8 protein-coding genes and 1 pseudogene are annotated in these 8,588 nt (G+C 32.1%); 6 read left to right on the forward strand and 3 right to left on the reverse strand.

Features of this window, described 5'->3' with window-relative positions; all coding sequences use genetic code 11:
- Nucleotides 1-2 precede the first annotated feature (2 nt).
- Together ACFO3O_RS19375 and ACFO3O_RS19380 are read right to left on the reverse strand one after the other, a co-directional pair.
- On the reverse strand, nucleotides 3-362 hold the full coding sequence (locus tag ACFO3O_RS19375) for a hypothetical protein (RefSeq protein ID WP_379981928.1): 360 nt from the start codon (nucleotides 360-362) through the stop codon (nucleotides 3-5).
- 228 nt (nucleotides 363-590) lie between these two features.
- Entirely contained in the window at nucleotides 591-1,052 is a 462-nt protein-coding gene (locus tag ACFO3O_RS19380) for a hypothetical protein (protein ID WP_379981930.1), read from the reverse strand.
- A gap of 333 nt (nucleotides 1,053-1,385) precedes the next feature.
- Between ACFO3O_RS19380 and ACFO3O_RS19385 the strand changes: the two genes are divergently transcribed.
- The 5 genes from ACFO3O_RS19385 (at nucleotide 1,386) to ACFO3O_RS19405 (ending at nucleotide 4,233) form a co-directional block, all read left to right on the forward strand.
- On the forward strand, nucleotides 1,386-1,640 hold the full coding sequence (locus ACFO3O_RS19385) for a hypothetical protein (protein WP_379981932.1): 255 nt from the start codon (nucleotides 1,386-1,388) through the stop codon (nucleotides 1,638-1,640).
- A gap of 311 nt (nucleotides 1,641-1,951) precedes the next feature.
- A complete protein-coding gene (locus tag ACFO3O_RS19390) occupies nucleotides 1,952-2,407 on the forward strand; it encodes a hypothetical protein (protein ID WP_379981934.1) in 456 nt (151 codons plus the stop codon).
- A 4-nt stretch (nucleotides 2,408-2,411) separates the two neighbouring features.
- Complete coding sequence (locus ACFO3O_RS19395) at nucleotides 2,412-2,681, forward strand: hypothetical protein (protein WP_379981936.1); 270 nt, start codon at nucleotides 2,412-2,414, stop codon at nucleotides 2,679-2,681.
- Between the two features lie 18 nt (nucleotides 2,682-2,699).
- Nucleotides 2,700-3,842, forward strand: coding sequence for a glycosyltransferase (locus ACFO3O_RS19400; RefSeq protein WP_379981938.1), 1,143 nt, complete (start codon nucleotides 2,700-2,702; stop codon nucleotides 3,840-3,842).
- Nucleotides 3,843-4,047: 205 nt separating this feature from the next.
- Nucleotides 4,048-4,233 carry a hypothetical protein gene (locus ACFO3O_RS19405; RefSeq protein ID WP_379981940.1) on the forward strand — a complete coding sequence of 62 codons (186 nt, stop codon included), beginning with the start codon at nucleotides 4,048-4,050 and terminating at the stop codon, nucleotides 4,231-4,233.
- Between the two features lie 249 nt (nucleotides 4,234-4,482).
- Here the strand turns inward: ACFO3O_RS19405 and ACFO3O_RS19410 are convergent, their stop codons facing one another.
- A complete protein-coding gene (locus ACFO3O_RS19410; protein WP_379981942.1) occupies nucleotides 4,483-4,734 on the reverse strand; it encodes a hypothetical protein in 252 nt (83 codons plus the stop codon).
- Nucleotides 4,735-5,853: 1,119 nt separating this feature from the next.
- Here ACFO3O_RS19410 and ACFO3O_RS19415 point away from each other — a divergent pair.
- Nucleotides 5,854-8,588, forward strand: a pseudogene (locus ACFO3O_RS19415) (hypothetical protein); the annotation flags it as partial.

Consider the following 8,588-nt stretch of genomic DNA (forward strand, 5'->3'; position numbering starts at 1 on the left):
GCTTACCCTTTTAGAAATTTAGCGGCTAGGCTAGACTTTTGTTCAACTTCCTTTATTAAAATAGATTCGTAGCGCTTGGTAGGTACAAAGTCATCATCTAACAATAACAAATATCCAAGACGGTCATTGTCCCTGTAACAGGTATACAAATCTTCCCATTTTTCTGGATATTTCTGTTTTAATTCTTTAACAAGTGATTTGTCAATTTCCATATCGACGATAAATCGATGGACTACTTTTTTACCCGCAATCTTTTGGATAGGGATTTGATGATCACTCAACCATTTAATAATGGTTCGTTGATCTGTAATTGGTAGAATGTTTCTTAACTCTTTTAATTCATAGAATTTATTGTTTTCCATAATAACTGAATTATAATACTGTGCAGGTTTCAGTATATGGATTAATAATAAGGCATATAGCCCTGTTTTGATAGGTACATATTAAAATGATACAATATCACTTTAAGAGTACTTACCAAAGCTAAGAAACGTTTAAATACACTGCGTGGTTAATTCTGCGACACGAAAGCGTCACTACTTGGATATCAAAACGATACTAGGTATACACGAAAGCTATAGCACTTTGCTTTATTCAGATTTAACCTTCTTACTTTCAGATAGGTTACGGTTCTGTTCTAATAAAGTCATCATTTGCTCGTAAAGTTTTATGGTCAGTCCAAGGGCATTATAGTTGTTTTTGTTAATTATGCGTAAATGGTCATCAGACACATGAATACGAACCTCATTATTAGCAGTAGAATCTTGTAGTACTTCAGGGAAGTAATTAATCTCAAAACCATCATAGAAAATATAGTTCATATCGATTTTAAAGTGAATAGCAAGTTTTGCTAATGCATCCATAGGAACTCGTTTTCGCATTCCTGTTTTTAGTTTAGAGAAAATAGTTCGATCAGTAGGATAAATGATATTTGATATCCCACTATTTGTTTTGGGTTCTACCTTTAACAATCTGTTAGTTTCTTTAATTTCTTCGATTACCTCCAAAAATTTAACAGTTTCTGGATAAAGGGTTGGTTGTGGTGCTGGCATAGGGAAGTTAATTAATTTTTGTTATACGATTGATTATATGAATATAAGATATTAAAATTAGTATGTTACTAAGTTATAACTGCGATATGAAAACGTCACAACTTAGACGCAAAAGCTTCACAGAAACTTCACAACTACTTTAACAAACAGTCATAACTGAGTTAATTCTAAGTCAATTCTGCGATATCATAGTTTTTCTGAAACTTATTTTGTTACTTTATCATCAAATAATATACTAATTTTTATTAAATAGTTGTTATATATAATGAATTTGGCAAACTCTTTGAGTTATTTTAAAAAAAATGCACCACGTTATGAAAAACCCATTTAAGTATGAATCAGAAAAGAATCACCATTGTTGTAGAGACCATGTTTGGTCTTTATGAGAAGCCTGTTGAAGTCCTTAGCGAAGAAACAGGAACATCAAGGTCTACGATCTCAAAATTCTTTAACAACAAGAAAATTAAAGCCTTTACCAAAAGTTTTCTCTATAGAACTTGTATCGCTTTAATAGCAAAGAAACTTGACGAAGAAGAAGAGCTTAACAAGAAGTTTGATACCCTTGTAAAACGATATAAAAATCGTTAAAATTTTATTACCCTATTCTAGTCTACCGCACCACAGATATAGAATACCTCCTAACCTTATTTTCATACATTAATTACTATAAAGGAATAAGTATTTCGCTTATACCAAGTAACGCTTTTGGCTTTATTATTACCGATTGGTTATTAAAATGAAGTGGCTTTATCATCTATAAATAGTGTAGATACAGGACACAATGCAAACTGGCGTGCAGGTTTAAGTCAGTAATCCGTGTCCTGTAGCACTTTTTTCAACAGGTAGCTATGTAAGTATTTAACTAGATGGTATTGATCCAAAACATAAATAAATCAAGTATGGCTTTATTAAGAAAAAATATTTCAGATAAACTCAAAAGTGTTTTTACAGACTCTTTATCCGAAGACGAGCGTTTATCTAGGCATTTTATAGGATATGCTACTTCACTAGCAAAGCGATCACATCGTCAAGGAGTGATTTCATTACAAATCATTCAAGAGGCAGAAGAGCTATCAGCTACATTATTTAAAGGGGACAGTCCCATTAAAACAATTTGCTTAGATGAGATTGCTCTGTTTTTCACAAATGGATTTAGCGCAAGTCTTATTGGAAAATCCATCGTTGAAGAAAAGTTGAAAAATTATTTCAAAACTTTCAAGGTCAGTTCGGTATCAAAATCAATAGGAGTTCGTATGGTTATTGTTAAAGAAGAACAGGTTAAAATATACACTTTTGGTACGCAATGTGCTAGTGAAGTATTACTTAGTGAGTTCATAACTTTTTTTAAATCCTAGAACTATGGCAGTACGCAAGAAATGGGCAATTCCAATGGATTCGTATTCTAAAATGATTGTCTGGTTTTTAGATGGCAATATCAAAACTTTCTACTCGTTAGATTGGGCAACTAGTCATTCTCATTCTAAAGAAAGAGCCATAGGATTACAGCGATTTCATAATAAAATTACGGAGTTCAGCCCTCGTGCTAAAAAGATTAAAATTTATGATTTAGCTAGTGGGCGCATGATTGCTCATTACGAATCAGGTCAAATGCTTATAACCCTATATTAACAACCATCTATACTCTGTATGCAAACCATTATTGAATATTGTAAGCATTTAAACGAAGTAACCCCCTTTATAAAAAGATACCCAAATTATAATCTTCACGATAAAAAAGTTCACGTATTATATGTAAGCCCCAGGCTACGATCTAAAGATTATTATAGTAGTATATTGCCTGCTTTAGAACTGAATAAAACGACTACGCATAGCGCGATACTCAGTAGTATTGAGTTAGAACAAATAGATGCGGATTTCTTTGATTATGTTGATGCATTAGATCCTCGATTATTAAGTTGGGCAAATTACATTGTATTACCAACTATCCTAACAGATATTACCTATACTATAAAAATCATACGCCTTTTATATCCGCATTTACAAATCGTAATGCACTTAGACGATAATTACCATAAAATTCCATCTTGGCATATTAATTACAAAAAGATTGATAGCTCTACTAAAAAACAATTGATCTCTAATCTTAATAAAATTGATATCTGTATATGCCAAAACAATTCTCTAGCAATGCAATATCGTTCTGCGCTTAGTTTTTATTTTAAAGATGTAAAATGTCATTTAACAATAATGCCGACACTCATCTCTAGAGTTGGTTTTGAAAATCTAAAGTCCATAAATCAAAACAAGGATGACTCTATCAATATAGGAGTATTTCATCCATCTAATAAATTTTTAGAAATGTTACCTACACTTTTAAAAAAGTTAGGACAAAAAGGAGATAAAATCACTTTTATCATTATCGATTTTAAGGGAGATCAGCAACCCTATAATAGTAATCATCATATCATTTTTTTCAAAAAGATACGTTTTCTTGACTATTTTGAAACTTTGTTAAAGTTACAACTACGTATCGCCCTTTTTAATGTTTCTGAGTATTCCACTTATGACCCTACTCATTATTACTTGGAAGTATCTGCTTTAGGGATTCCTTCTATTGCGTGTAAAAACCATCCTGTAGCATCTATTATCAAAGATCAAGAAGCGGGTCTTTTGGTTTTAGAAGATTCTGATTGGAAATTACATATCACTACCTTATTGGAGAATGAAAACTATCGTAAGAGATTAGTCTCGCACACCATAAAAACAGTTTGGAAAAACTATAGTTATACTCGAAAAAATTTAAAAAGGATTTCTAGTATTTTTGATTAGAAGAATAAACAGTTCTAACTATGGGAAGCTTACATTTTAATTTCCTATTTGTTTTTGAAACTTATTTCAATTGGTGGATTCAAATAGTAACTATCAAAATGTTATTTATCTATTATACAATATAAATACTCATTACATTAAAATCTGCGAGAGTACTCAAATAAAATTTAATAAAGATCAAATACTTAAATCAAATCCTGATAGTATGATTGTCGCCTATTGGGATGCTCCATTTGGAGAAGAAGAAATTCTTACTAAGCTATTTAAAAATAGAATAGTTCACAATCATTGGTGTCGATTTAGTTTCGATGATTTGATTATTATAAAAAGAAGAATAAATACTTATAGTATATTTGAAAATTCTGTTCAAAAATACAAGCAGGCTATGTAAAGGGGCGCTTAGTTGTATCACTACGATTTTTAATATATTCTTGAATTAAGTGTAAAATCCCTATAACCCTCTAAGCTTCCCTTTATATAACCTTCTAAAAGAAAAACACTTAATGTCATGAGTAGGGAAACAGCATACAATAAGCTTTTAAAACCTTGTAGGGCTTAAAAAAATAACTCTAAATAGTCAACCCTTTTCTGCCCAATCTATTTCTAAGAAAGTTATAGTCGTTCCCTACAAAAATTCAAGTTATAAACTATCATATGTAACTAACTCTCTTTTATACTTTACAATTCTTGGAGCGTTCTGAGCAGAATAAATAATCGTTTCTGCATCTTCACTATAATCTAATTTCTTAGAGGCAACATATGTATCATTCGTAGCAGATTCAAATTCAATTTGTTCAACTACAAATACGTTTTTTGTGTTTTGTATTTCACACACAAAAAGAGGAGAGATAAAATCTGCTACGACTTCAGGAAGTATTTTTCTTTTATTCACTATAAAACTTTCTTGGATCGAATGTAATGAAAATTGAAAAACACTATTTAATTTAAGATGTGTTTTTCTAAACAAAAAAGCTTTATTGATATCAAAACAGGTTTTTTAGTCTCTTAATTTTGCGTTCTAATTTTTACGACTCTTTTTCTAAAGTAGCATCTTTTTTTCTGAACAAAACAGCTCTATTGATATCAAAATGGGTTTTTTGCTTTTTAATTTTGCGTTCTAATTTTTACAACTCTTTTTCTATAGTAACATCTTTTTTTCTGGACAAAATAGCTCTATTAATATCAAAACAGGTTTTTTAGTCTCTTAATTTTGCGTTCTAATTTTTACGACTCTTTTTCTAAAGTAGCATCTTTTTTTCTGGACAAAATAGCTCTATTGATATCAAAACAGGTTTTTTGGTCTCTTAATTTTGCGTTCTAATTTTTACGACTCTTTTTCTATAGTAACATCTTTTTTTCTGGACAAAATAGCTCTATTGATATCAAAACAGGTTTTTTGGTCTCTTAATTTTGCGTTTTAATTTTTACGACTCTTTTTCTAAAGTAGCATCTTTTTTTCTGAACAAAACAGCTCTTTTGATATCAAAATGGGTTTTTTGGTATCTTAATTTTGCGTTCTAATTTTTACTACCCTTTTTCTAAAGTGACATCTTTTTTTCTGAACAAAACAGCTCTATTGATATCAAAACAGGTTTTTTGGTCTCTTAATTTTGCGTTCTAATTTTTACTACTATTTTTCTAAAGTGACATCTTTTTTTCTGAACAAAACCGCTCTATTGATATCAAAACAGGTTTTTTGGTCTCTTAATTTTGCGTTCTAATTTTTACTACTATTTTTCTAAAGTGACATCTTTTTTTCTGAACAAAACCGCTCTATTGATATCAAAATAGGTTTTTTATCATCGCAGGTTCTAAATTTTTAGTCTATAAACAATAATTCACTCTAAGAAAACAAAGCGTCAATACAACTCACTATTTAGACTTTGGTACTTTTTGCGCTTTTCAAAATGCTATTAATCAGTAAATTATATTTCTGTTTTGTCACTTTACCAAAGTCGCGCCACAGAATCCCGATATAGCTGAACTACTTTGGCTTCAAACAAAACATAGTTTGAAGTTTAAAATCATACATAACGAAAAAAAGAGCATTGGATTTCTATTTGAAAGTGAAATTCCAAAAAAACTATCAGAATATCTAAAAGAATTAGGCTTTAGGGAATACCTATACGCTCCCTTAAAACTACTAGCTAAAGATCGTCCATCGTATCGTCGATTTATAAAAGATTTTCAAAAAGCTATAGCTAATGATTTACCATGGAATACTATCATTATCCATCCTTCTTATGAGCCGTCAGAGAAACATATTAGAGACGATAGATTTAGTAAAGTGCAACTTGTATTTAAAGATGCAGATAAAGAAATTGAAGAATATGTCGTTTTTGAACCGCTGATACCACTTGCCACTAGGATCGCTGAACAATTTAGCGAAATCTATTTCAAAGACGAGATTAGAAGAATTAACGTCTATCCTAAAAATTATAAAGTTGGTAGTAGAAAACTATTTGAAGCTGGTCGTATTATATATAGCGCAGACTCTTATGGTGAAAATACTAAAAGTGCAAAAGAAATAATTGTTGAACCCATAACAGAAGCACCTACCGAATTACCAAAAGAAGCAACACCCGTCAAAACTGAACCTGAACCTAGTCACGAAGCTAAAACTATACCCGAAACTGAAATTGAAACTGAAACTGAAACTGAAACTGAAAAAAAAGACAAAACATTAGATAAAGAGCTAAAAGAACAAGAAACAGTAATCTCTAAAAAAAAGGAATTAGCGCATTGGGAATACGAAATCCCTTTAGCTAAAAAAATAAAGTATAACGCTAAAATTACGATTGCTCAATTAAAAGATGATAGCTATAGCTATGGATTAAGTTATCAAAAAAACTATGGGGATTTTTCTGGTTATTCTGGATCGCCAAGCACCTATGATCCGCAGTTTCCATCCCGTAAAAAAGCATTAAAAGCAGGGTTTTCTTTATTACTAAAACAAGTAAAGACCACCATAGAAAATGGGGATGCTATTTTAAATAATGATCCACTTCATAGAAAACGAATGGGATGGGTAGTAGAACAAATAATTGCTTTCGCGAAAGGACAAGGTATTGATTTGCCTCAACCAAGGATTGAATCCTTTGCGGATAAGCCTCTCAAAGAGATTGAGATTCCCCAAAAAAAAGAAGAAAGCTTTCAAGAAAAACCAAAAATAGAAATCTCTAGGCTTGACAGAGAATATGCCCAAAAAAGGGAAGCAAATGGTTATGCTACACTTCAAAGTGTTATTCAGAAATTACAGCTACTAATAGATGATTTACAAGAGGATAAGGACATTGTTCAAATACTTATTGGTGATTTGTTAGATGTTAGTGAATCTGATGATCTGAAAAGCGATATAAAACAAGTTGTAAATGATTTTAGAGCGCATTATAACGAATCAACTGAAGAGGCTGTTACATTTCAAGTTTTACGTCTTATCTCATTTTTTAGACTTCCAACCCTAGTAGTAACATCTCACGTACAAAAAGTAAAAAGTAACCATGAACAAACGTTAGGGAATATGCTCATTCCTGAGAGAGTGGGCAAGCATTTCGCTTATGGGGATATTAGCTATTCTAACCGTACGCTTTATAAAAAAGAGTATCCGTATTTACTACATATATCAGATGATACTTTAGAGGATGCCAATGCGACTTCGCTATTTGAACTTATGCAATTTCCGCATTCCACCGATTATGGCTTTTCAGTGACTCGTTTTGCATTGTTAAAAGTATTTGAAAAACAAGGCGAAGCTATATTCAAGCAACTTGGACTTCCTACCGCCCTTAACTATCCCTATATCAATCTTCATACTCATCACAGAGCGGTACGTCCTCTAGGTGAAGTTATTTCAAATGATACGAATAAAAAACAGTGGTGGCACGCTATAGAACATTATCGCCCTTTAAAAGATGCCCATTTGGCAATCACCCTTATAGAGGAGCAAATCATCTATGAAGAAAATAAACAACAGCAACTCATTAATCCTAATACAGGAAAACCTAAAGGGAAATTAAAGGAAGAATATCAAAATAGAGCGTGGACAATCAGACTTTTAGAGCAATCAAAAGCTAACATTAAAGGATATATAGAGAGTTTACCTAGCCCTAATGATTCAGAAAACCAAGCATTACCAGAACAAGATACTGCCTATTTAGATCAGGTGGTGGCAATCATGCATACGCATTATCATAAAGGGGAGCGTCTTTCTAAAAAGAAAGTAGAGGCTTTATTAGCTACTACGGGAGTGCCCACTTTAGGAATGCTATGGGAAGCGGTAGAACTCTCTTGGCTTTTATGGTATCGTCAATTATACCTTCAAATTTCGCCTTTTGAAGAAAGTTTAAAAGCGATGATTCGATTTTGGAATATGGTACAACCTACCTATGCGTATTCGGATAGTAGTAAGGAAAAGTATAAACAGTATTCTACCCCTTGCCTTATTGGTGCTATGCTTGCCGAGTACACGGGTATGAGAAGCGCCGAGGCTGTTTTTGAGCCAAGCGCAGGCAATGGATTATTACTAGTCGGGGCTAAACCTCACAAAACCATTACTAATGAGATTGATACCTCGCGATTGGCTTCGCTTAAATTTCAGCGCTTTTCAGAGGTACACGCCTTAAACGCCTCAAAGCCTTTTCCGCAGAAGTGGAAACATTATTTTGATGTGATGGTCACGAATCCACCCTTTGCAAAATGGGAAGATGACCGTTTTGATAAAAAGCGAATCGTAAATAAGTATTTCAA

This window comes from Dokdonia ponticola (genome assembly GCF_042653865.1).
GTDB lineage: Bacteria > Bacteroidota > Bacteroidia > Flavobacteriales > Flavobacteriaceae > Dokdonia > Dokdonia ponticola.